The organism is Staphylococcus sp. Ze2 (assembly GCF_048568365.1).
GTDB classification, from domain to species: domain Bacteria; phylum Bacillota; class Bacilli; order Staphylococcales; family Staphylococcaceae; genus Staphylococcus; species Staphylococcus xylosus.
In genome coordinates this window covers 2,711,364-2,732,593 of record NZ_CP183486.1, presented here as the reverse complement: position 1 = coordinate 2,732,593, position 21,230 = coordinate 2,711,364, and the positions used below count along the sequence as shown (strand labels likewise).

General features: G+C 34.8%; 23 protein-coding genes and 1 other annotated feature. Of the genes, 22 read left to right on the top strand and 1 reads right to left on the bottom strand.

Translation table 11 applies throughout. From position 1 onward, the window contains the following. Positions 1-22 precede the first annotated feature (22 nt). The gene (pdxS, locus tag ACM591_RS12945) at positions 23-910 is read left to right on the top strand and encodes a pyridoxal 5'-phosphate synthase lyase subunit PdxS (protein ID WP_326026197.1); all 888 of its coding nucleotides are present in this window, start codon (positions 23-25) and stop codon (positions 908-910) included. 1 nt (position 911) lies between these two features. Further along, positions 912-1,493, top strand: coding sequence for a pyridoxal 5'-phosphate synthase glutaminase subunit PdxT (pdxT, locus tag ACM591_RS12940; RefSeq protein WP_029377947.1), 582 nt, complete (start codon positions 912-914; stop codon positions 1,491-1,493). 381 nt (positions 1,494-1,874) lie between these two features. Here the strand turns inward: pdxT and ACM591_RS12935 are convergent, their stop codons facing one another. After that, positions 1,875-3,089, bottom strand: a complete 1,215-nt coding sequence (locus ACM591_RS12935) for a NupC/NupG family nucleoside CNT transporter (protein ID WP_029377946.1) — start codon at positions 3,087-3,089, stop codon at positions 1,875-1,877. Between the two features lie 156 nt (positions 3,090-3,245). Between ACM591_RS12935 and ACM591_RS12930 the strand changes: the two genes are divergently transcribed. The 20 genes from ACM591_RS12930 (at position 3,246) to rplL (ending at position 21,199) form a co-directional block, all read left to right on the top strand. Continuing rightward, positions 3,246-3,707 carry a CtsR family transcriptional regulator gene (locus ACM591_RS12930; protein ID WP_029377945.1) on the top strand — a complete coding sequence of 154 codons (462 nt, stop codon included), beginning with the start codon at positions 3,246-3,248 and terminating at the stop codon, positions 3,705-3,707. A 16-nt stretch (positions 3,708-3,723) separates the two neighbouring features. Continuing rightward, the gene (locus tag ACM591_RS12925) at positions 3,724-4,275 is read left to right on the top strand and encodes a UvrB/UvrC motif-containing protein (RefSeq protein ID WP_029377944.1); all 552 of its coding nucleotides are present in this window, start codon (positions 3,724-3,726) and stop codon (positions 4,273-4,275) included. Further along, complete coding sequence (locus ACM591_RS12920) at positions 4,268-5,278, top strand: protein arginine kinase (RefSeq protein ID WP_029377943.1); 1,011 nt, start codon at positions 4,268-4,270, stop codon at positions 5,276-5,278. Before ACM591_RS12925 ends, ACM591_RS12920 begins: the two co-directional genes overlap by 8 nt. A gap of 13 nt (positions 5,279-5,291) precedes the next feature. Beyond that, the gene (locus ACM591_RS12915) at positions 5,292-7,754 is read left to right on the top strand and encodes an ATP-dependent Clp protease ATP-binding subunit (protein WP_029377942.1); all 2,463 of its coding nucleotides are present in this window, start codon (positions 5,292-5,294) and stop codon (positions 7,752-7,754) included. A gap of 342 nt (positions 7,755-8,096) precedes the next feature. Then, the gene (gene radA, locus ACM591_RS12910; protein ID WP_029377941.1) at positions 8,097-9,467 is read left to right on the top strand and encodes a DNA repair protein RadA; all 1,371 of its coding nucleotides are present in this window, start codon (positions 8,097-8,099) and stop codon (positions 9,465-9,467) included. A gap of 80 nt (positions 9,468-9,547) precedes the next feature. Further along, positions 9,548-10,606 (top strand): PIN/TRAM domain-containing protein, encoded by a 1,059-nt coding sequence (locus ACM591_RS12905; protein ID WP_029377940.1) that lies wholly within the window; start codon positions 9,548-9,550, stop codon positions 10,604-10,606. A gap of 423 nt (positions 10,607-11,029) precedes the next feature. Next, complete coding sequence (gene gltX / locus ACM591_RS12900) at positions 11,030-12,484, top strand: glutamate--tRNA ligase (protein ID WP_099265864.1); 1,455 nt, start codon at positions 11,030-11,032, stop codon at positions 12,482-12,484. A 343-nt stretch (positions 12,485-12,827) separates the two neighbouring features. Further along, positions 12,828-13,478 (top strand): serine O-acetyltransferase, encoded by a 651-nt coding sequence (cysE, locus tag ACM591_RS12895; protein ID WP_037557109.1) that lies wholly within the window; start codon positions 12,828-12,830, stop codon positions 13,476-13,478. After that, a complete protein-coding gene (gene cysS, locus ACM591_RS12890; protein ID WP_038677953.1) occupies positions 13,462-14,862 on the top strand; it encodes a cysteine--tRNA ligase in 1,401 nt (466 codons plus the stop codon). The genes cysE and cysS overlap by 17 nt, the downstream gene beginning before the upstream one ends. A gap of 40 nt (positions 14,863-14,902) precedes the next feature. Continuing rightward, positions 14,903-15,250 (top strand): Mini-ribonuclease 3, encoded by a 348-nt coding sequence (locus ACM591_RS12885; RefSeq protein WP_162471897.1) that lies wholly within the window; start codon positions 14,903-14,905, stop codon positions 15,248-15,250. Positions 15,251-15,257: 7 nt separating this feature from the next. Then, positions 15,258-16,007 carry a 23S rRNA (guanosine(2251)-2'-O)-methyltransferase RlmB gene (gene rlmB, locus ACM591_RS12880; RefSeq protein WP_029377935.1) on the top strand — a complete coding sequence of 250 codons (750 nt, stop codon included), beginning with the start codon at positions 15,258-15,260 and terminating at the stop codon, positions 16,005-16,007. Then, positions 16,004-16,528, top strand: coding sequence for an NYN domain-containing protein (locus ACM591_RS12875; RefSeq protein ID WP_029377934.1), 525 nt, complete (start codon positions 16,004-16,006; stop codon positions 16,526-16,528). The genes rlmB and ACM591_RS12875 overlap by 4 nt, the downstream gene beginning before the upstream one ends. Positions 16,529-16,600: 72 nt before the next feature. Beyond that, complete coding sequence (locus tag ACM591_RS12870; protein ID WP_029377933.1) at positions 16,601-17,176, top strand: sigma-70 family RNA polymerase sigma factor; 576 nt, start codon at positions 16,601-16,603, stop codon at positions 17,174-17,176. A 113-nt stretch (positions 17,177-17,289) separates the two neighbouring features. Then, a complete protein-coding gene (gene rpmG / locus ACM591_RS12865; protein WP_080661263.1) occupies positions 17,290-17,433 on the top strand; it encodes a 50S ribosomal protein L33 in 144 nt (47 codons plus the stop codon). Between the two features lie 130 nt (positions 17,434-17,563). Next, positions 17,564-17,743, top strand: a complete 180-nt coding sequence (gene secE / locus ACM591_RS12860; protein ID WP_002484168.1) for a preprotein translocase subunit SecE — start codon at positions 17,564-17,566, stop codon at positions 17,741-17,743. Between the two features lie 14 nt (positions 17,744-17,757). Continuing rightward, on the top strand, positions 17,758-18,306 hold the full coding sequence (gene nusG / locus ACM591_RS12855) for a transcription termination/antitermination protein NusG (protein ID WP_029377932.1): 549 nt from the start codon (positions 17,758-17,760) through the stop codon (positions 18,304-18,306). A gap of 312 nt (positions 18,307-18,618) precedes the next feature. Then, positions 18,619-19,041: a 50S ribosomal protein L11 gene (gene rplK, locus ACM591_RS12850; protein ID WP_017723040.1), complete on the top strand. Its 423-nt coding sequence runs from the start codon at positions 18,619-18,621 to the stop codon at positions 19,039-19,041. 229 nt (positions 19,042-19,270) lie between these two features. Then, the gene (gene rplA / locus ACM591_RS12845; RefSeq protein ID WP_017723039.1) at positions 19,271-19,966 is read left to right on the top strand and encodes a 50S ribosomal protein L1; all 696 of its coding nucleotides are present in this window, start codon (positions 19,271-19,273) and stop codon (positions 19,964-19,966) included. Positions 19,967-20,054: 88 nt separating this feature from the next. Continuing rightward, positions 20,055-20,203: a sequence feature (ribosomal protein L10 leader region), on the top strand. A gap of 76 nt (positions 20,204-20,279) precedes the next feature. Beyond that, on the top strand, positions 20,280-20,789 hold the full coding sequence (gene rplJ, locus ACM591_RS12840) for a 50S ribosomal protein L10 (protein ID WP_017723038.1): 510 nt from the start codon (positions 20,280-20,282) through the stop codon (positions 20,787-20,789). A 41-nt stretch (positions 20,790-20,830) separates the two neighbouring features. After that, entirely contained in the window at positions 20,831-21,199 is a 369-nt protein-coding gene (gene rplL, locus ACM591_RS12835) for a 50S ribosomal protein L7/L12 (protein ID WP_029377931.1), read from the top strand. The last annotated feature ends 31 nt before the right edge of the window (positions 21,200-21,230 follow it).

Here is a 21,230-nt window from a genome sequence, read left to right as displayed (position 1 = left end):
ACTAAGTAAAGGGGAAAAACAAATGTCTAAAGTAACTGGATCAGAGAGAGTTAAAAGAGGAATGGCAGAAATGCAAAAAGGCGGCGTGATTATGGACGTTGTCAATGCTGAGCAAGCTAAAATAGCAGAGGAAGCTGGAGCAGTTGCAGTAATGGCTCTAGAACGTGTACCTTCTGATATTAGAGCTGCTGGTGGCGTTGCTCGTATGGCTAATCCTAAAATTGTAGAAGAAGTTATGAACGCTGTTTCTATTCCGGTAATGGCAAAAGGACGTATAGGTCATATTACTGAAGCGCGTGTACTTGAATCAATGGGCGTAGACTATATTGATGAATCAGAGGTGTTAACACCTGCAGATGAAGAATATCATCTATTAAAAGATACGTTTACAGTACCGTTTGTATGTGGTTGCCGTAACTTAGGAGAAGCTGCAAGACGTATCGGTGAAGGTGCAGCAATGCTACGTACAAAAGGTGAGCCGGGTACAGGAAATATTGTAGAAGCTGTTAGACACATGCGTCAAGTTAATGCAGAAGTAAAAAGATTAACAGTGATGAATGATGACGAAATTATGACTGAAGCTAAAAATATTGGAGCGCCGTTTGAAGTGCTAAAAAATACTAAAGAGAATGGTAAACTTCCTGTTGTTAACTTTGCAGCTGGTGGTGTAGCTACACCTCAAGATGCAGCATTAATGATGGAATTAGGTGCTGATGGTGTATTCGTAGGCTCTGGTATTTTTAAATCAGAAGACCCTGAAAAATTCGCTAAAGCTATTGTGCAAGCTACAACTCATTACCAAGACTATGAATTAATTGGGCGTTTAGCAAAAGATTTAGGTACAGCTATGAAAGGTTTAGACATCAATGAATTAACTTTAGAAGAACGTATGCAAGAGCGTGGATGGTAATATGAAAATTGGTGTACTAGCACTGCAAGGCGCAGTAAGAGAACATATACGTCATATTGAACTTAGTGGCCATGAAGGTATAGCAATTAAGCGTACAGAACAATTAGATGACATTGATGGCCTCATTTTACCTGGTGGTGAATCTACTACATTACGTCGATTAATGAATTTATACGGCTTTAAAGAAGCACTAAAGCAATCTACATTACCTATGTTCGGAACGTGTGCTGGATTAATAGTTATGGCTAAGCATATTGTTGGCGAAGAAGGTTATTTGGATAAATTAGACATCACAGTTCAAAGAAACTCATTTGGCAGACAAGTGGATAGTTTTGAAAGTGAATTAAATGTACAAGGTATCGCAGAAGATATTGAAGGTGTGTTTATTAGAGCGCCGCATATTGAAGCGACACACGGTGAGGTATCAGTGTTAAGTACAGTTGGCGAAAAAATTGTAGCAGTACAAGAAGGACATTACTTAGGCGTATCCTTCCATCCAGAATTAACTGATGATTATAGAGTAACACAGTATTTTATAGAAGAAATTGTAAAACCTACTATGATGACAGAAAAGGTATTATAGATAAAACTTCACTAGAATATATCGCGTAAGAATTTCATTAATAAGGCACTTCGTTAAAAATAATGAGTAGTTATTTTATAACATGAAGTGTCTTATTTTACTTTATATATTAGTTATTGATATTTTGCAAATCGCATAAATTAGAGAATATATGTAGTTGATATCTACTACTTGTAATTATGTATAATATGGCATTAACAATTTAACAAGTAGTAAAAAAGCACACTTCTTTTGTATAGAAGTGTGCTTTATATAGTTTGTTTTCGATATGTACCAAGATTTTATTTTGTAATAGAAATAGTTGATATTATTTAAAATGTTCTTAAATTAAACGAATAAGCATTTTAATATTTAAGAATATCTATACCCAAGTTATATTTTTTAAATAAAGAATCCGGCAATAGCTGCTGAAATAAATGAAACAAGTGTAGCACCAAATAATAATTTTAGTCCAAAACGAGCTACGATATCACCTTTTTCATTGTTAAGTGATTTAATTGCTCCAGAAATAATACCGATAGAACTAAAGTTTGCAAATGATACTACGAAGACTGAAATAACACCTTTAGCATGAGCACTCATATCTTTAATCTGACTTAAACTTTGCATTGCAACAAATTCGTTTGATAGTAATTTAGTAGCCATGATAGATCCAGCTTGTACTGCATCGTTCCAAGGCACACCAACTAAAAATGCAAATGGTGCAAAGACAAATCCAATAAGCGTTTGGAAGTCCCAAGTGATACTGCCGCCAGATAAACCAGTGAAGATTGCACTAACAACACCATTAAGTAAAGCAATAATAGCAATATAACCAATTAACATTGCACCTACGATGACTGCAACTTTAAAACCGTCTAAGATATATTCACCTAACATTTCGAAAAATGATTGTTTACCTGATTCGCTTTCATCAACGATAAGTTTATCTTCTTTTGCATCAATTTTATAAGGATTGATAATAGAAGCAATGATGAAACCACCAAATAGATTTAAAACAACTGCTGTAACTACAAAACGTGGTTCAATTAATGTGAAATAAGCACCGATAATAGAAGCTGATACTGTAGACATTGCAGAAGCTGTTAATGTATATAATCGTTGTTTAGGAATATGTGCTAATTCCTTTTTCAATGAAATAAACACTTCTGATTGCCCTAAAATTGCAGCTGCTACAGCGTTATATGATTCTAAGCGGCCCATACCATTAATTTTTGAAATGGCTAAACCTAAAACATTGATAATCCAAGGTAAGATTCTTGTATATTGTAGAATACCAATTAAAGCTGAAATGAACACAATTGGTAATAATACATTAAAGAAGAAGGGGGGGTTCTTAGGATCTACAAATTCAAATCCACCAAACACAAAGTTCACACCTTCTGCTGCTTTTGCTAATAAATAATTAAATCCGTCTGATATGCCACCAATAACTGTAATACCAAATTTAGTTTTAAGTAAAATAAATGCGAATACTAGTTGTATGACAAGTAGTAAACCGACATATTGCCAACGAATATTTTTTCTATCTGAGCTAAATAGAAACGCCAATGCAAGAAACACTGCTATCCCAATTAATCCAATAATAATATGCATAAGTCATTCATCCCTTTTAATTTTTCTTAACTCCTATAATACAATAAATTAGATAGCACTTACATCTTTAATTAAAAATTTTTAAAACATATTGGTTGAAAAAGGTCAAAGTTGGTCATATAATATAGTCAAAGAAGGTCAAAAGAGGTGATAATCATGCACAACATGTCTGACATCATAGAACAATACATTAAAAAGTTATTTGAAGACACCAATGAAGACGTTGTAGAAATTCAACGTGCCAATATTGCGCAGCGCTTTGACTGTGTGCCTTCCCAGCTTAATTATGTAATCAAAACACGTTTTACAAATGAGCATGGCTATGAGATTGAAAGTAAAAGAGGTGGTGGCGGATATATTCGAATCACCAAAATTGAAAACAGAGATGAAACAGGTTACATTAATCATTTACTTCAATTAGTTGGTCCATCTATTTCACAACAGCAAGCTTATTACATTGTAGATGGCTTATTGGATAAAAATTACATTAATGAACGTGAAGCAAAAATGATATACGCCGTTATAGACAGAGAGACATTAAAAATGGATGTATTATCGAGAGATATCATTCGAGCAAATATTATAAAACGGTTATTGCATGTTATAAATTATTATTAAAGTGAGGTGTTTCGTCGTGCTGTGCGAGAATTGTCATTTGAATGAAGCAGAAGTGAAATTGGCAGTGAAAGGTCAAGATGGTATAAATGAAAAATGGGTTTGTTCCACGTGTGCACAAGGTGGTAACCCATGGACCCAAAATCAGCAAATTCAGTCACAAGATGATATTGAAGGCGCATTTGTAGTGAAACAAATCTTACAACACTTAGCAGCTAAACACGGTATCGATTTTGATGAAATTGCTTTTAAAGAAGAAAAACGATGTCCTACTTGTCATATGACATTAAAAGATATCGCACATGTTGGTAAATTTGGCTGTTCAGATTGCTATGCTACATTCAAAGATGACATTATCGATATTGTGCGACGTGTGCAAGGCGGTCAAATTGAACATGTAGGAAAAACACCGCATTCTTCACACAGAAAATTAGCATTAAAAAAACAAATAGAAGAAAAAAGTTCGTATTTAAAACAACTGATAGAAGAACAAAACTTTGAAGAAGCCGCCGTTGTTCGTGATGAAATTAAAGCATTGAAAGAAGATGGCGAGGTGAAGCATGATGAGTAAAAATGATATTAGTGCATACATGAGTGAATGGATGCGTGATAGAGAAGAAAGTCCGATTGTGATGTCTTCGAGAATAAGACTAGCAAGAAATTTAGAAAATCATGTTCACCCATTAATGTTTTTGTCAGAACAAGATGGTTTTCGAATAATTAATGACGTACAAGATGCGCTTCCTGACTTGTCTGTACAACGTTTGGATTCAATGGATCAACAAAGTAAATACAAACTTGTCGCGAAACATCTTATAAGTCCTGAATTAATAAGACAACCTGCTTCTGCCGTATTACTCAATGAAGATGAATCTTTAAGCATTATGGTTAATGAAGAAGATCATATACGCATTCAAGCCATGGGTAATGATTTATCGCTATCATCATTATACGAAAAAGCTTCAGAGATTGATGATCAACTTGATAGTGAATTAGATGTAAGTTTTGATGAAACTCTAGGTTATTTGACAACTTGCCCCACTAATATTGGGACAGGAATGCGTGCCAGTGTCATGTTACATTTACCTGGCTTGACAATAATGAAACGTATGAATCGCATTGCCCAAACAATTAATCGTTTTGGTTTTACAATTAGAGGTATTTATGGAGAAGGATCTCAAGTTTATGGCCATATATACCAAATTTCAAACCAACTTACTTTAGGCAAAACAGAAGAAGAAATCATTGAAAGTTTATCAGAGGTAGTGCAGCAAATTATTAATGAAGAAATGCAAATCCGCGAACGACTAAACCGACACAATCATATAGAAACATTAGACAGAGTATATCGTTCGTTAGGAATATTAAAATATAGTAGACTGATATCTATGGAGGAAGCTTCACTAAGATTAAGTGAAGTGAAACTTGGTTTAGATTTAGGCTATATTGAATTAGAAGACTTTAAGTTTAATGAGTTAATGGTTGCAATACAATCGCCATTCTTACTAGACGATGAAGATGATAGAGCAGTTAATGAAAAAAGAGCAGATATATTAAGAGAACATATAAATTAGGAGGTCATACTATATGCTATTTGGTAGACTAACAGAACGTGCTCAACGCGTACTAGCACATGCTCAGGAAGAAGCAATACGCTTAAATCATTCGAATATTGGAACTGAACATTTACTTTTAGGTCTAATGAAAGAACCTGAAGGTATTGCAGCTAAAGTATTAGAAACGTTTGATATTACTGAAGAAAAAGTAGTTGAGGAAGTAGAAAAATTAATCGGCCACGGTCAAGAACAAATGGGCGCATTACACTATACACCTCGTGCAAAAAAAGTAATTGAATTATCAATGGATGAAGCTAGAAAATTACACCATAACTTTGTAGGAACAGAACATATCTTACTTGGATTAATCAGAGAAAATGAAGGAGTCGCAGCTCGTGTGTTTGCAAATTTAGATTTAAATATCACAAAAGCACGTGCGCAAGTTGTTAAAGCTTTAGGTAGCCCTGAAACAAGTAATAAAAATGCGCAAGCTAATAAATCTAACAACACACCAACGTTAGACAGTCTAGCTCGCGACTTAACAGTTATCGCAAAAGACGGTACTTTAGATCCTGTCATTGGTAGAGAAAAAGAGATTACTAGAGTCATTGAAGTATTAAGTCGTCGTACTAAGAATAACCCTGTATTAATTGGTGAACCAGGTGTAGGTAAAACTGCTATTGCTGAAGGCTTAGCACAAGCAATTGTTAATAACGAAGTACCTGAAACGCTTAAAGGTAAACGTGTAATGTCATTAGATATGGGGACAGTTGTTGCCGGAACAAAATATCGTGGTGAGTTTGAAGAGCGCTTGAAAAAAGTAATGGAAGAAATTCATCAAGCTGGAAATGTAGTATTATTCATCGACGAATTGCACACCCTAGTAGGTGCAGGTGGTGCAGAAGGTGCTATTGATGCATCTAACATTCTTAAACCAGCATTAGCTCGTGGAGAATTACAATGTATCGGTGCAACTACTTTAGATGAATACCGTAAAAACATTGAAAAAGATGCAGCGCTTGAACGTCGTTTCCAACCTGTTCAAGTTGGTGAACCAAATGTTGAAGATACAATTGAAATTTTAAAAGGATTGCGTGATCGTTATGAAGCGCATCACCGTATTAACATTTCAGATCAAGCTTTAGAATCAGCAGCTAAATTAAGTCACCGTTATATTTCAGATCGTTTCTTACCAGATAAAGCGATAGACTTAATTGATGAAGCAAGTTCTAAAGTGAGACTTAAGAGTCATACAACACCACCAAACTTAAAAGAAATTGAACAGCAGATAGAACAAGTTAAAAATGAAAAAGATGCAGCTGTCCACGCCCAAGAGTTTGAAAATGCAGCTAACTTGCGTGATAAACAAACTAAATTAGAAAAACAATATGAAGAAGCTAATAACAACTGGAAAAATGCTCAAAACGGTGATAATACCTCTCTATCAGAAGAAGATATTGGTGAAGTTATCGCTGGTTGGACAGGTATTCCATTAACTAAAATTAATGAAACTGAATCTGACCGTCTGCTTAACTTAGAAGATACACTTCATAATAGAGTAATCGGCCAAAAAGATGCCGTTACATCTATTAGTAAAGCAGTTAGACGTGCTAGAGCTGGATTGAAAGATCCTAAACGTCCTATTGGTAGCTTTATCTTCTTAGGACCAACGGGTGTAGGTAAAACTGAGTTAGCTCGTGCCTTAGCTGAGTCTATGTTCGGTGAAGATGACGCAATGATTCGTGTTGATATGAGTGAATTTATGGAAAAACACGCTGTCAGTCGTTTAGTAGGTGCCCCTCCAGGCTACGTAGGTCATGATGATGGTGGCCAATTGACTGAAAAAGTAAGACGTAAACCTTACTCAGTGATTTTATTTGATGAGATTGAAAAAGCACATCCTGATGTGTTCAATATTCTATTACAAGTATTAGACGATGGTCACTTAACAGATACAAAAGGTCGTCGCGTAGATTTCCGTAATACAGTTATTATTATGACATCTAACGTAGGCGCACAAGAATTACAAGACCAACGTTTCGCTGGTTTTGGAGGCGCATCTGAAGGACAAGATTATGAATCAATCCGTAAGACAATGATGAAAGAATTGAAAAACGCATTCCGTCCAGAATTCTTAAACCGTGTCGATGACATTATCGTATTCCACAAACTTTCTAAAGAAGAATTGAAAGAAATTGTGACTATGATGGTGGATAAATTAACAGAACGCCTTTCTGAACAAGATATTAACATTAAAGTTACAGAAGCAGCTAAAGAAAAAATTGCCGAAGAGGGTTATGACCCTGAATATGGTGCTAGACCATTAATTCGTGCAATTCAAAAAACAGTTGAAGATAACTTAAGTGAATTGATTCTAGAAGGCAATCAAGTTGAAGGTAAAGAAGTAATAATTAATCATGATGGTAAAGAGTTCAAGTATGATATTCAAGATAGAAAAGAAACAACTAAAGATAAAGAAACAACTGAATCATAAAACTTAAGTATAAATTAAAGCAGTACTTCTCAAATATGTAGATGCATATTTGGGGAGTGCTGCTTTGTTTTTTTATAATATATAGACAATAGAGTAGTATTTACCTTAACAAACGAGTAATATTTAAAAAGTCAAAATATATTATCAGTGGCACTCTATACATAAGCATGATATTTTATAAAAATAGCTTTTGCTAAAGATGAAAAACTTAAACTTATTAAGAATTTTAAATAACTATATAAGAATATTATTCGGTTAAATTACTTGATTATGAATAAAATTTGTTTTTAAACAGACAGAGGTTTAAAATAGATTTGTTCAATGAAAGATGGAGGTGCTGTTTTGGCTAAAAAGAAAGTGATTTTTGAATGTATGGCCTGTGGCTACCAGTCTCCAAAGTGGATGGGAAAATGCCCAAATTGTGGTGGCTGGAATCAAATGGAAGAAATAGTCGAACAAAAGGCCGCGAGTCCAAAACATGGCGTACGCAGTCGAGACAATATTTCTAAAGTGCAAAAATTAAATGACATAAAACATGAAACGACGCCACGAGTAAAAACAAACTCTGAAGAATTTAATAGAGTGCTTGGCGGCGGTATAGTAAATGGTTCGCTTGTATTGATAGGTGGCGATCCAGGTATTGGTAAATCTACATTACTCTTACAAATTTGTGCAGCATTATCACAATCTAAAAATGTGCTGTATATTACAGGTGAGGAGTCGTTAAATCAAACGAAATTAAGAGCAGAAAGGTTAGACGAGGACTCAAGTCAATTAAATGTGTTTGCTGAAACAGATTTAGAAGTTATACATGAAACAGTTAAGCAACTCAAACCAGATTTACTTGTAGTAGACTCAATCCAAACTATTTTTCATCCGGAAATTAGTTCGGCACCAGGTTCTGTGTCGCAAGTTAGAGAAAGTACGCAAAGTTTAATGAATATAGCTAAACAATTGAATATAGCTACATTTATAGTGGGACATGTTACGAAAGAAGGACAAATAGCTGGCCCGCGTTTACTTGAACACATGGTGGATACAGTTCTATACTTTGAAGGCGACGAGCATCATGCGTATCGTATTTTAAGAGCAGTTAAAAACCGTTTTGGCTCTACGAATGAGATGGGTATCTTTGAAATGCAACAAACTGGATTAAAAGGAGTAAAAAACCCGTCGGAAATGTTCCTTGAAGAACGTTCGACTAATGTACCTGGGTCAACCATTGTTTCTACGATGGAAGGCACGAGACCATTACTTATAGAAGTACAAGCGTTAGTGACGCCAACTACATTTAATAATCCAAGACGTATGGCGACAGGTATCGATCATAATCGATTGAGTTTGCTCATGGCAGTGCTAGAAAAGAAAGAGAATTATTTACTACAACAACAGGATGCTTATATTAAAGTAGCCGGTGGTGTACGTTTAACAGAACCTGCAGTAGATTTAGGTATTGTTGTTGCGACGGCTTCAAGTTTTAAAGATTTAACAGTTGATGGTTTAGACTGCTTTATTGGAGAAGTAGGACTTACAGGGGAAGTTAGGCGTGTTTCGCGTATAGAGCAACGTGTACAAGAAGCGGAAAAATTAGGGTTTAAGCGCGTAATTATTCCAGAATCAAATATTGGTGGATGGCAATTTCCAAAGGACATTAAGGTTATTGGTGTTAAGAATGTCCATGAAGCATTAAAATATGCACTAACAAAACAGTAATTAAAAAATACAAAGCTATTTAGGCTAAGTATATAAAATATTTGGCCTGATTAACTTTCTAAAGGAAGGTGAGTTAACCTGTGAACATTATAAGACTCATTGTTATTTTGTGCTACATTATCTTGGGTGCAAGTATAGGTGTGTATCTATTACCAGAAATAGTCAATGACGCTGGCCTAAATCATGTACCCCTATTAACAAATACTTATTTCAATGGGCTGCTAGGGATTATTATATTCTTTTTAATCTTTGGTTGGTTTATTAAAAAAGCAACATATGCTTTAAAAGAATTAGAACAAACGATTATGCGTCAAAGTGCAGTAGAAATATTATTTGCTACAATTGGACTAATGATAGGTTTACTAATTTCTGTTATGATATCTTTTATTTTTCAAATTATCGGCAATAATGTCATTAATCATTTTGTACCAATTATAGTTACGATTATTTTAGGTTATTTCGGCTTTCAATTTGGTTTGCGAAAGCGTGATGAAATGTTGCTATTTTTACCAGAAAATATGGCGCGTTCAATGTCTATCAATGCACGTAATGCAGTACCTAAAATTATTGATACAAGCGCCATTATCGATGGGCGCATATTAGATATTATCGAGTGTGGCTTTATTGATGGAGAAATACTAATTCCTCAAGGTGTTATTAATGAACTCCAAGTCGTTGCAGATGCGAACGATAGTGTGAAGCGTGAAAAAGGTCAAAGAGGTCTAGATATATTAAATGAATTATATGATACCGACCATCCAACGAGAATTATTCACCCGACTAAGTCTCATAGCGATATCGATGCGATGTTGATTAAATTAGCGCAACATTATAGAGCACATATTATAACAACGGATTTTAATCTCAATAAAGTGTGTCATGTTCAAGGAATACAAGCGTTAAATGTTAATGATTTATCTGAAGCAATTAAACCCTCAGTACACCAAGGTGATCGCTTTAATCTGTTGCTTACTAAAATGGGGAAAGAATCTGGTCAAGCAGTAGGTTATTTAGATGATGGTACGATGGTTGTAGTAGATAACGCTAAAAAACATATAGGTGAACATATCGATTTAGAAGTAATTAGTTTATTACAAACATCTTCAGGTCGAATTATTTTTGCGAAAAAAATAAATTGATTTATAAGGAAAGGTTTCATTTGAAATTGTAGCGCCTACAGTTACAGTTTCACATGAAACCTTTTTTAAATACCTTGAAAAATTAAGGGGAACTATAAGATAATTTAAGCACAGTGATATCATATTACTAGCTAAAGTGCTACAATAGATAGCGAAATTATATTTCTATAAAAGTGGATTGTTTATTCGTTTGGATAAAATTATGCAAAGTACTTTTTCAGCTTAGAATACTTTGAAAAATACTAAGCTATGATATGATTAACAAGCGATAATCATGAACTTAATTAATAGTTGAGCGTTATTTTCTTGGTGAACTACACGTAGATGAGTTAACACACGTTCAGCCTATTTACTGTGTGGATTTGTGTAACCTGAATATTAACTTAACCAATAAAACAAACATTAAAAACGGGAGTGAACATAATGAGTGATCGTGTAAGAGTGAGATATGCACCAAGTCCAACAGGCTATTTGCATATCGGTAATGCAAGAACTGCATTATTTAACTATTTATTTGCTAAACATTATGATGGAGATTTTGTAATTCGTATTGAAGATACGGATAGTAAACGTAACTTAGTTGATGGAGAATCATCACAATTTGATAACTTAAAATGGTTAGGCATAGAATGGGATGAATCTGTAGATAAAGATAAAGGTTATGGACCTTATCGTCAGTCAGAACGTGCAGAAATTTATAACCCATTAATTCAGCAATTACTAGATGAAGATAAAGCCTATAAATGTTACATGACAGAAGACGAATTAGAAGAAGAGCGCGAACAACAAATTGCACGCGGTGAAATGCCACGCTATGGTGGTAAACACGCGCATTTAACAGAAGAAGAACGTCAACAGTTCGAAGCTGAAGGTCGTCAACCATCTATACGTTTCCGTGTACCTAAAGATACAACATTCTCATTTGATGACATGGTAAAAGGTGAAATTTCATTTGATTCAAATAATATGGGTGACTGGGTCATCGTTAAGAAAGACGGCGTACCTACTTATAACTTTGCCGTAGCAATAGATGATTATTATATGGAGATTTCTGACGTGATTCGTGGAGACGACCATATTTCTAATACACCAAAACAATTGATGATTTATGAAACATTTGGGTGGAAAGCACCTAGATTTGCTCATATGTCACTTATAGTCAATGAAGAACGTAAAAAATTAAGTAAACGTGATGGACAAATTTTACAATTCATCGAACAATATCGCGATTTAGGTTATTTGCCAGAAGCGCTATTTAACTTTATTACGCTATTAGGTTGGTCACCAGAAGGTGAAGATGAAATTTATTCTCCAGAAGAATTTATTAAGATTTTTGACGAAAAACGCTTATCTAAGTCACCGGCATTTTTTGATAAACAAAAACTAGCTTGGATTAATAACCAGTATATGAAACAAAAAGATAGTGAAACGGTATTTGAATTAGCGTTGCCACATCTTATTAAAGCAGAGTTAATTCCTGAGAATCCAACTGATGAAGATTTAGATTGGGGACGTAAGCTTGTTGCGCTTTACCAAAAAGAAATGAGTTATGCTGGAGAAATTGTACCTTTATCAGAACTATTCTTCCGCGATGAACAAATTTTAGGTGATGATGAGCAAGAAGTGATTAACGGTGAACAAGTACCTGAACTTATGAATCATTTATACGGTAAATTAGAAGTACTTGAGCCATTTGAAGCGGCTGAAATTAAAAAAACAATCAAAGAAGTTCAAAAAGAGACAGGAATTAAAGGTAAACAATTATTTATGCCTATCCGTGTAGCTGTAACTGGCCAAATGCATGGTCCTGAACTACCAAATACTATTGAAGTTTTAGGTAGAGAAAAAGTGTTATCTCGTTTAAAAAAATATGTTTAAAATAAAGTTGTAGCATGTAAAGATCGTGTTAAATTGATAATACTTGAAAAATTACATCAAACAACCTATTATTAACATTGAAAATGACTAAGGATTAGTATGTAATGGAAGTGTATAGAGAGTGTGCGGTTGCTGCAAGCACATCACTGAAATTACTGAATGCACCTTTTTACAAATGAATTAAATAAACTTTAAAGAGTAAACAAAAGTCGTTTGAGTTTCGATTAATGCGAATGTATTTAAACCAGTGGCTTTGTTTAAAATAAGAGTGGAACCGTGCTAAAGCAAAAGCGCCTCTAACAATTTTAGTTAGGGGTGCTTTTTTAATAAGGAGGTAGCAACCTTGTTTAAATTTTTGAAAAGAATTAAAGATGATGTAAATATGGTGTTTGAACAAGACCCAGCTGCACGTACTACGTTAGAAGTGATTACATCTTATGCAGGTGTACATGCAGTATGGAGTCATTTGATTGCACATGAACTGTATAAAAAGAAAAAGTATGTTTTGGCAAGACTAATTTCTCAAGTTACACGTTTTTTTACAGGTATTGAGATACATCCAGGAGCCCAAATCGGTAGACGTTTGTTTATTGATCATGGTATGGGTGTAGTCATTGGAGAGACATGTCGCATTGGTGATAACGTAACGATTTATCAAGGTGTTACATTAGGTGGAACGGGTAAAGAAAGAGGTAAACGTCACCCAGATATAGGTGATAATGTATTGATTGCTGCAGGAGCAAAAGTACTTGGAAACATAACGATTAATGCTAATGTGAATATTGGGGCTAACTCAGTAGTGTTAAATTCAGTGCCAAGTTATTCGACAGTAGTAGGTATACCAGGACATATCGTAAAACAAGATGGTAGACGTATAGGGAAAACGTTTGACCATCGTAATCTACCTGACCCAATTTACGAGCAATTAAAAGAGTTAGAAAAACAACTTGAGAAAACAAGAAATGGAGAGATTCAAGATGATTACATTATATAATACATTAACACGTCAAAAAGAAACGTTCGAGCCTATTGAACCTGGTAAAGTTAAAATGTATGTTTGTGGACCAACTGTATACAATTACATCCATATTGGTAATGCAAGACCAGCAATAAACTATGACGTAGTAAGAAGATATTTTGAATATCAAGGCTATGAAGTTGTTTATGTATCTAACTTCACTGATGTAGATGATAAATTAATCAAGCGTTCTAAGGAGTTAGACGAATCAGTTGAAACGATTGCGGATCGTTACATTAAAGCATTTTATGAAGATGTAGGTGCTTTAAATGTAAAAAAAGCGACATCTAATCCACGAGTAATGAATCATATGGACGATATTATTAAATTTATAAAAGAACTTGTAGATGAAGGTAATGCATATGAAAGTGGTGGCGATGTTTACTTTAGAACACGTAAATTTGAAGATTACGGCAAATTAAGTCATCAGTCACTTAACGACCTAAAAGTGGGCGCACGTATTGAACAAGGTGAACAGAAAGAAGATGCGTTAGATTTCACATTGTGGAAGAAAGCGAAACCAGGTGAAATTAGCTGGGACAGTCCGTTTGGAGAAGGTAGACCAGGCTGGCACATTGAATGTTCAGTTATGGCATATCATGAACTGGGTGCGACGATTGATATTCACGCAGGCGGAACAGACTTACAATTCCCTCACCATGAAAATGAAATTGCGCAGTCAGAAGCACATAATCATGCACCTTTCGCTAATTATTGGATGCATAACGGATTCATTAATATAGATAATGAAAAGATGAGTAAATCGTTAGGTAACTTTGTATTAGTGCATGACATTATTAAACAAATTGACCCAGACGTTCTACGCTTTTTCATGATTAGTGTGCATTATAGAAGTCCAATCAACTATAATATGGAACTTGTTGAAGCAGCGAAAAGTGGTTTGGAACGTGTGCGTAATAGTTATCAAGCTATTGAAGAACGTGAAGCAATTGCCACAGATGTGGAAGATCAATCTGCATACCTTACTGAAATCGACAATATTTTAAAGCAGTTTGAAACTGTAATGAACGATGACTTTAATACTGCAAATGCCATTACAGCTTGGTATGATTTAGCGAAATTAGCTAATAAATATGTGTTAGAAAACACTACTTCTGTAAAAGTCCTAACACGTTTTAAAGAAGTGTACCAAGTATTTAGCGATGTACTTGGCATTCCGTTAAAAGATAAGGCAAGTGACGAATTGTTAGATGAGCAAGTTGAAGCTTTAATTGAAGAAAGAAACAATGCACGTAAAGAAAAAGATTTTGCACGCGCTGATGAAATTCGCGACCAATTAAAAGCACAAAATATTATACTAGAAGACACGGCTCAAGGTGTGAGATTTAAACGTGGCTAATATTGATAATAAACTACTAAATCCACTAACACTTGCCTATATGGGTGATGCAGTTTTAGACCAACACGTAAGAGAATATATCGTGCTAAAATTAAAAGCAAAACCTAATCGGCTGCATCAAGAAGCAAAACGCTATGTCTCTGCCAAAAGTCAGGCACAAACGCTTGAATTTTTAATGGAAAACAATTGGTTTACTGAAGATGAATTAGATATTGTTCGTCGCGGTAGAAATGCTAAAAGTTATACCAAAGCTAAAAATACAGATATACAAACATATAGAAAAAGTTCGGGACTAGAAGCGGTCATTGGCTATTTATATTTAGAAAAAGAACAAAAACGTTTGACGGCTTTATTGGAAAGTGTCGTACAGAATGTAAACGAAAGGTAGTGATATTATGGAAGAGATCGTGATCGTTGGGCGACATGCTGTGAAAGAAGCAATCGTTTCAGGACATACAATTAATAAAATTTTAATTCAAGATACTATTAAAAAAGGCCAAATTAATGAAATTTTAAAAAAAGCAAATAGTAGAAAAATCATAGTTCAATCAGTACCGAAATCGAAAATTGATGGATTATCTGATTCTCCTCATCAAGGAATAGCAGCTTATATCGCGCCATATGAATATGCGGATTTTGATGCGTTTTTAGAAAAGCAAAAAGCGCAAGATAAACTATCTACAGTATTGATATTAGATGGTTTAGAGGACCCACATAATTTAGGTTCTATCTTGAGAACAGCTGATGCATCAGGCGTTGATGGCGTCATCATACCTAAGAGACGTTCAGTAGCGTTAACGCAAACGGTTGCTAAAGCATCTACAGGTGCAATTGAGCATATACCAGTTATGAGAGTGACAAACTTAGCTAATACAATTGAAACATTAAAAGATAACGGCTATTGGGTCGTAGGTACAGAAGCAAACAACTCTACAGACTATAGAGAAATGGATGTAGCAATGCCGTTAGCAATCGTTATTGGTAGTGAAGGCCAAGGAATGAGTCGTCTAGTAAAAGATAAGTGTGATTTTTACATCAACATTCCGATGGTTGGACATGTGAATAGTTTGAATGCTTCAGTAGCGGCAAGTTTAATGATGTACGAGGTGTTTCGTAAACGCAACAACATTGGAGATAAGGCATGAAGGATAGATACTTAATCATTGATGGATATAATATGATTGGTCATTCACAGGAGCTGAGCCGTATTGCGCAAGATAACCTTGAGGAAGCACGCGAACAGTTACTTACAACAATAGCGAATTACAATGCAGTGATAGCAGATGAAGTCGTCTGTGTATTTGATGCTTATGAGCAATCGGGCGCCCATTCTGAATACATGTATCATGGTGTTAAAACGATATTTACAAAAGAAAAAGAAACAGCAGATAGCTATATCGAACGCTATGTGTATGACTTATATGATAAACATACGAGACACATTACAGTTGTCACGAGTGATATGAGTGAGCAACATGCGATATTTGGCGCTGGAGCATATCGTGTGTCTTCAAGAGAAATGTGGAGAGACTTAAGAGAAAATGAAGTGTCTGTATCTAAAAAACTTGATGGCTTTAATGAACAAAAACCACGAACAAGAATAGAACTTTCAAATGAGATTTTAGAAGAATTTGAAAAACTGCGACGTGGAGATAATCATCAATAACATTATTGTCCACTTGATTTTTGAAGCATAGTAGCTGTATCCTATCTTTACTTTTGAAGAAAGGAAGTTGCTATGTTAGAGCCACACAACCATGACAATACACCCTCGAAAAATGTAGAACAAAATATTTTTGAAAAGCAAGAACTACCTAAAATATTTATAGCACTAACGCCTTTAATTCGTAAAAGGTTAAAACACTTTTCTATTCATCCGAATGATCAAGAAGATTTGTGCCAAGAGGTGCTGATTAAACTTTTTCAAGCGTTTAAACATTTTGATTTTAAAGATACTATACCAATTGAACATTATGTAAATCGTGTCATTAAGAATGTAAAAAATGACTATATTCGTAAGAAATTTTATGGTTACGAAAGACAAACGTTATTGATTAATGAGTTTATCGTGTCTTACAATAATAGTAAGATGGAATATCCCGTCGACAAGCACATCCTAGCTATAGAAGTGGGAGAATATATCCAACAATGTGTGTTAAACTTAACTAAGTTAGAACAAGTGGTCGTCATTTACTTGTTAAAAGATTATAAGCCAAAAGAAATTGCAGAATTATTAGCTGTTCCGAAGAAAGTAGTTTACAACGCGATACATCGTTGTAAAATAAAACTAAGACATCATATAGATGGTTATTAATTAGGGCGATTCGAAGGATTGAATGGCGTGAATAGGTATGCGTTTGAAGATTGACAATTGACTCAGATGTTATGTATAGTAGATTGGTATTATAATGAGTAAGGGGAAGTCTAATGAAAAAAGTACCATTAACTTGTGACGTATGTGGTAGTAGAAATTATAACGTTCCCAAACAAAGTAATCTTACATCTAGATTAACATTAAAAAAGTTTTGTTCGAGATGTAATGCACATACGATGCACAAGGAATCAAAATAATATAACGACATATGAAAGTTCACGATTGAGTAAATATGCCCTTCCATTTAAGTTGAGAGTATTGTATTTGCTTGATTTGTTGTATGGAATAAGCAAATAAGGAATAACGAAATATACGGAGGTCTTATAAATGGCTAAAAAAGAAAATTTCTTCCAAGGCGTAAAATCAGAAATGGAAAAGACAAGTTGGCCAACGAAAGAAGAATTATTTAAATACACAGTCATTGTTGTAGCTACAGTAGTATTTTTCTTAGTGTTCTTCTATGCCTTAGACTTAGGAATTGGTAGAATTATAGAATTAATTAAATAGATAGGAGTGACGACATGTCTGAAGAAGTCGGCGCAAAGCGTTGGTATGCTGTGCATACTTATTCTGGTTATGAGAATAAAGTTAAAAAGAATTTAGAAAAACGTGTTGAATCTATGAATATGACCGAAAAAATATTCAGAGTTGTTATACCAGAAGAAGAAGAGACACAAGTTAAAGATGGCAAAGCCAAAACATTAAGTAAAAAAACTTTCCCTGGTTATGTGTTAGTCGAATTAGTTATGACTGATGAATCATGGTATATAGTAAGAAATACACCTGGTGTAACAGGATTTGTTGGTTCGGCTGGTGCTGGATCAAAACCTAATCCACTACTTCCTGAAGAAGCGCGTTTCATTCTTAAACAAATGGGCATGAAAGAGAAAACAATCGATGTCCAAGTTGAATTAGGTGAGCAAGTGAGAATTAAATCAGGTCCATTCGCTAACCAAGTTGGAGAAATTCAAGAAATTGAAACCGATAAATTCAAACTTACTGTTCTTGTAGACATGTTTGGTAGAGAGACACCAGTAGAAGTAGAATTTGATCAAGTAGAAAAATTATAATGGTATATAAGTAATACTAGACTTGCTAAAACAAGAAGTATTACTTTACATGCATTAAGAACCCCTAATCATTAAAATGATGAAATTAGAGGAACGCCTGAGCAAAAGCTCATGCATTAAGAACCCCTAATCATTAAAATGATAAGGGGTTCTATAAAAAAACTTACATTTTACCATTGCTTTACGTAATGAATTAATGTTATAATACTGTGGTCGCGCTCATAGAGCGTTCATTTCGTCACGAAATGTAGAAGAGTGGGAGGACAAAACTCAGTCCTGTGACCACATCACGATATCAAGGAGGTGCACATCGTGGCTAAAAAAGTAGAAAAAGTAGTTAAATTACAAATTCCTGCAGGGAAAGCAAATCCAGCACCACCAGTTGGTCCAGCATTAGGTCAAGCGGGTGTGAACATTATGGGATTCTGTAAGGAATTCAACGCACGTACACAAGAAGACGCAGGTTTAATCATTCCGGTAGAAATCAGTGTTTATGAAGACCGTTCATTTACATTTATTACAAAAACACCACCGGCTCCAGTATTACTTAAAAAAGCAGCAGGCGTTGAAAAAGGTTCAGGTGAACCTAATAAAAACAAAGTTGCTACAGTAACTAAAGATCAAGTACGTGAAATTGCGAACCAAAAAATGCAAGATTTAAACGCTTCAGACGAAGAAGCGGCAGTTCGTATCATTGAAGGTACTGCTCGTAGTATGGGAATCACAGTTCAATAATAAAAAACATTAATGAATATATAGATTGACGATAGAAGCAGATGACAGAAATGACAAACATGATGACAGCGTTCAATATTGTCGTAATATGAGGGGAAATGTCATTTATTAAGGAATTTAATTCTAAGATAAAACATAATTTATACCTCACTGTTATCTGCTCTTAACTTGTGAAAGCAAGTAAATGTGGGAGGAAATTCCGCTAAAACCACTAAAGGAGGAACATGAAATGGCTAAAAAAAGCAAAAGATATCAAGAAGCAGCTAGCAAAATCGATCGCTTAAAACATTACGATGTACAAGAAGCTGTTGAACTAGCTAAAGAAACAAACATTGCTAACTTTGACGCATCAGTTGAAGTAGCATTCCGTTTAGGTATTGATACACGTAAAAATGACCAACAAATCCGTGGAGCAGTAGTGCTACCAAACGGTACTGGTAAATCACAACGTGTATTAGTGTTCGCTAAAGGAGAAAAAGCAGCTGAAGCAGAAGCAGCAGGTGCAGATTTCGTTGGCGAAGGCGAATATGTAGAAAAAATCCAACAAGGTTGGTTTGATTTTGACGTAGTAGTAGCTACACCAGACATGATGGGTGAAGTTGGTAAACTTGGTCGTGTATTAGGACCTAAAGGTTTAATGCCAAACCCTAAAACTGGAACAGTAACTATGGACGTTAAAAAAGCAGTTGAAGAAATCAAAGCTGGTAAAGTAGAATACCGTGCTGAGAAATCAGGTATTGTTCACGCATCAATTGGTAAAACATCATTTGATACAGACAAACTTGTTGAAAACTTCAGAGCTTTACAAGACGTATTAACTAAAGCAAAACCTGCTTCAGCTAAAGGTACGTACTTCAAATCTATTGCTGTAACTACAACAATGGGTCCTGGAGTTAAAGTTGATACTTCAAGCATCAAACTTTAATCTATTAAAATAAAAGTTACTTAGGCTGAAAGTTTATGCTTTCAGCCTTTAAAAAAATATTGACATAGTACATTAATTTAGTTATATTGGTTAATGTATTATTTTACCTAAGACAGTAGGAGTTAGTAATAACTTAAAATTTTAATCCTACCGAGGCTAAAATTGACTTGAACGTGAAGAATTTAGATCTTTCAAGCACTTTTTGCCACGGGTAGAAAGTGCTTTTTTTATTGAGTAATGCAAAGCGAATACGATTCGTTAATGATTACTTCAAAATTAAAAGCACCAAACTAAAATCTATGGAGGTGTCTAAATGTCTGCTATCATCGATGCAAAAAAACAAGAAGTTGATATTATTGCTGAACAACTTAAAAACTCAGTATCTACAGTTATCGTTGACTATCGTGGTCTAAGCGTTGCTGAAGTAACTGAATTACGTTCACAATTACGTGAAGCTGGTGTTGAGTACAAAGTTTACAAAAACACTATGGTTCGCCGTGCAGCAGAAAAAGCTGGTATCGACGGTTTAGATGAATTCTTAGTAGGTCCTACTGCAGTTGCTACTTCAACAGAAGATGTTGTTGCTCCAGCAAAAGTTATCGCAGGATTTGCAAAAGAACATCAAGCATTAGAAATTAAAACAGGTGTTATGGAAGGCAACGTTATTTCTGCAGAAGAAGTTAACACTGTTGGTACATTACCATCACACGACGGTCTTGTTTCTATGCTATTATCAGTATTACAAGCTCCAGTACGCAACTTCGCTTATGCGGTTAAAGCTGTTGGAGAAGAGAAAGAATCTAAAGAAGAAAGCGCTGAATAATTGCGCATAAACTAATTAAAATTAATGGAGGAATATTAAAAATGGCTAATCAAGAACAAATCATTGAAGCGATTAAAGAAATGTCAGTTTTAGAATTAAACGACTTAGTAAAAGCAATTGAAGAAGAATTTGGTGTAACTGCAGCAGCTCCAGTAGCAGCAGCAGGCGCAGCTGGTGGCGGAGACGCTGAAGCTGAAAAAACTGATTTCGATGTTGAATTAACTTCAGCTGGATCATCAAAAATCAAAGTCGTTAAAGCTGTTAAAGAAGCTACTGGCTTAGGATTAAAAGATGCTAAAGAATTAGTTGACGGAGCTCCTAAAGTAGTTAAAGAAGCTTTACCTAAAGAAGAAGCTGAAAAACTTAAAGAAACATTAGAAGAAGCTGGCGCTACAGTAGAATTAAAATAATTTCTGTTGGCTAACAGTTGATAATTATATA

Bases quoted from the DNA above. Each gene is read 5' to 3' on its own strand.
- rplA (WP_017723039.1), top strand. From the start codon at position 19,271: ATGGCTAAAAAAAGCAAAAGATATCAAGAAGCAGCTAGCAAAATCGAT.
- rlmB (WP_029377935.1), top strand. From the start codon at position 15,258: ATGGAAGAGATCGTGATCGTTGGGCGACATGCTGTGAAAGAAGCAATC.
- cysS (WP_038677953.1), top strand. From the start codon at position 13,462: ATGATTACATTATATAATACATTAACACGTCAAAAAGAAACGTTCGAG.
- pdxS (WP_326026197.1), top strand. From the start codon at position 23: ATGTCTAAAGTAACTGGATCAGAGAGAGTTAAAAGAGGAATGGCAGAA.
- ACM591_RS12875 (WP_029377934.1), top strand. From the start codon at position 16,004: ATGAAGGATAGATACTTAATCATTGATGGATATAATATGATTGGTCAT.
- pdxT (WP_029377947.1), top strand. From the start codon at position 912: ATGAAAATTGGTGTACTAGCACTGCAAGGCGCAGTAAGAGAACATATA.
- ACM591_RS12935 (WP_029377946.1), bottom strand. From the start codon at position 3,089: ATGCATATTATTATTGGATTAATTGGGATAGCAGTGTTTCTTGCATTG.
- ACM591_RS12885 (WP_162471897.1), top strand. From the start codon at position 14,903: ATGGGTGATGCAGTTTTAGACCAACACGTAAGAGAATATATCGTGCTA.
- ACM591_RS12915 (WP_029377942.1), top strand. From the start codon at position 5,292: ATGCTATTTGGTAGACTAACAGAACGTGCTCAACGCGTACTAGCACAT.
- secE (WP_002484168.1), top strand. From the start codon at position 17,564: ATGGCTAAAAAAGAAAATTTCTTCCAAGGCGTAAAATCAGAAATGGAA.
- nusG (WP_029377932.1), top strand. From the start codon at position 17,758: ATGTCTGAAGAAGTCGGCGCAAAGCGTTGGTATGCTGTGCATACTTAT.
- ACM591_RS12920 (WP_029377943.1), top strand. From the start codon at position 4,268: ATGAGTAAAAATGATATTAGTGCATACATGAGTGAATGGATGCGTGAT.
- gltX (WP_099265864.1), top strand. From the start codon at position 11,030: ATGAGTGATCGTGTAAGAGTGAGATATGCACCAAGTCCAACAGGCTAT.
- ACM591_RS12930 (WP_029377945.1), top strand. From the start codon at position 3,246: ATGCACAACATGTCTGACATCATAGAACAATACATTAAAAAGTTATTT.
- rplJ (WP_017723038.1), top strand. From the start codon at position 20,280: ATGTCTGCTATCATCGATGCAAAAAAACAAGAAGTTGATATTATTGCT.
- rpmG (WP_080661263.1), top strand. From the start codon at position 17,290: ATGAAAAAAGTACCATTAACTTGTGACGTATGTGGTAGTAGAAATTAT.
- ACM591_RS12870 (WP_029377933.1), top strand. From the start codon at position 16,601: ATGTTAGAGCCACACAACCATGACAATACACCCTCGAAAAATGTAGAA.
- rplL (WP_029377931.1), top strand. From the start codon at position 20,831: ATGGCTAATCAAGAACAAATCATTGAAGCGATTAAAGAAATGTCAGTT.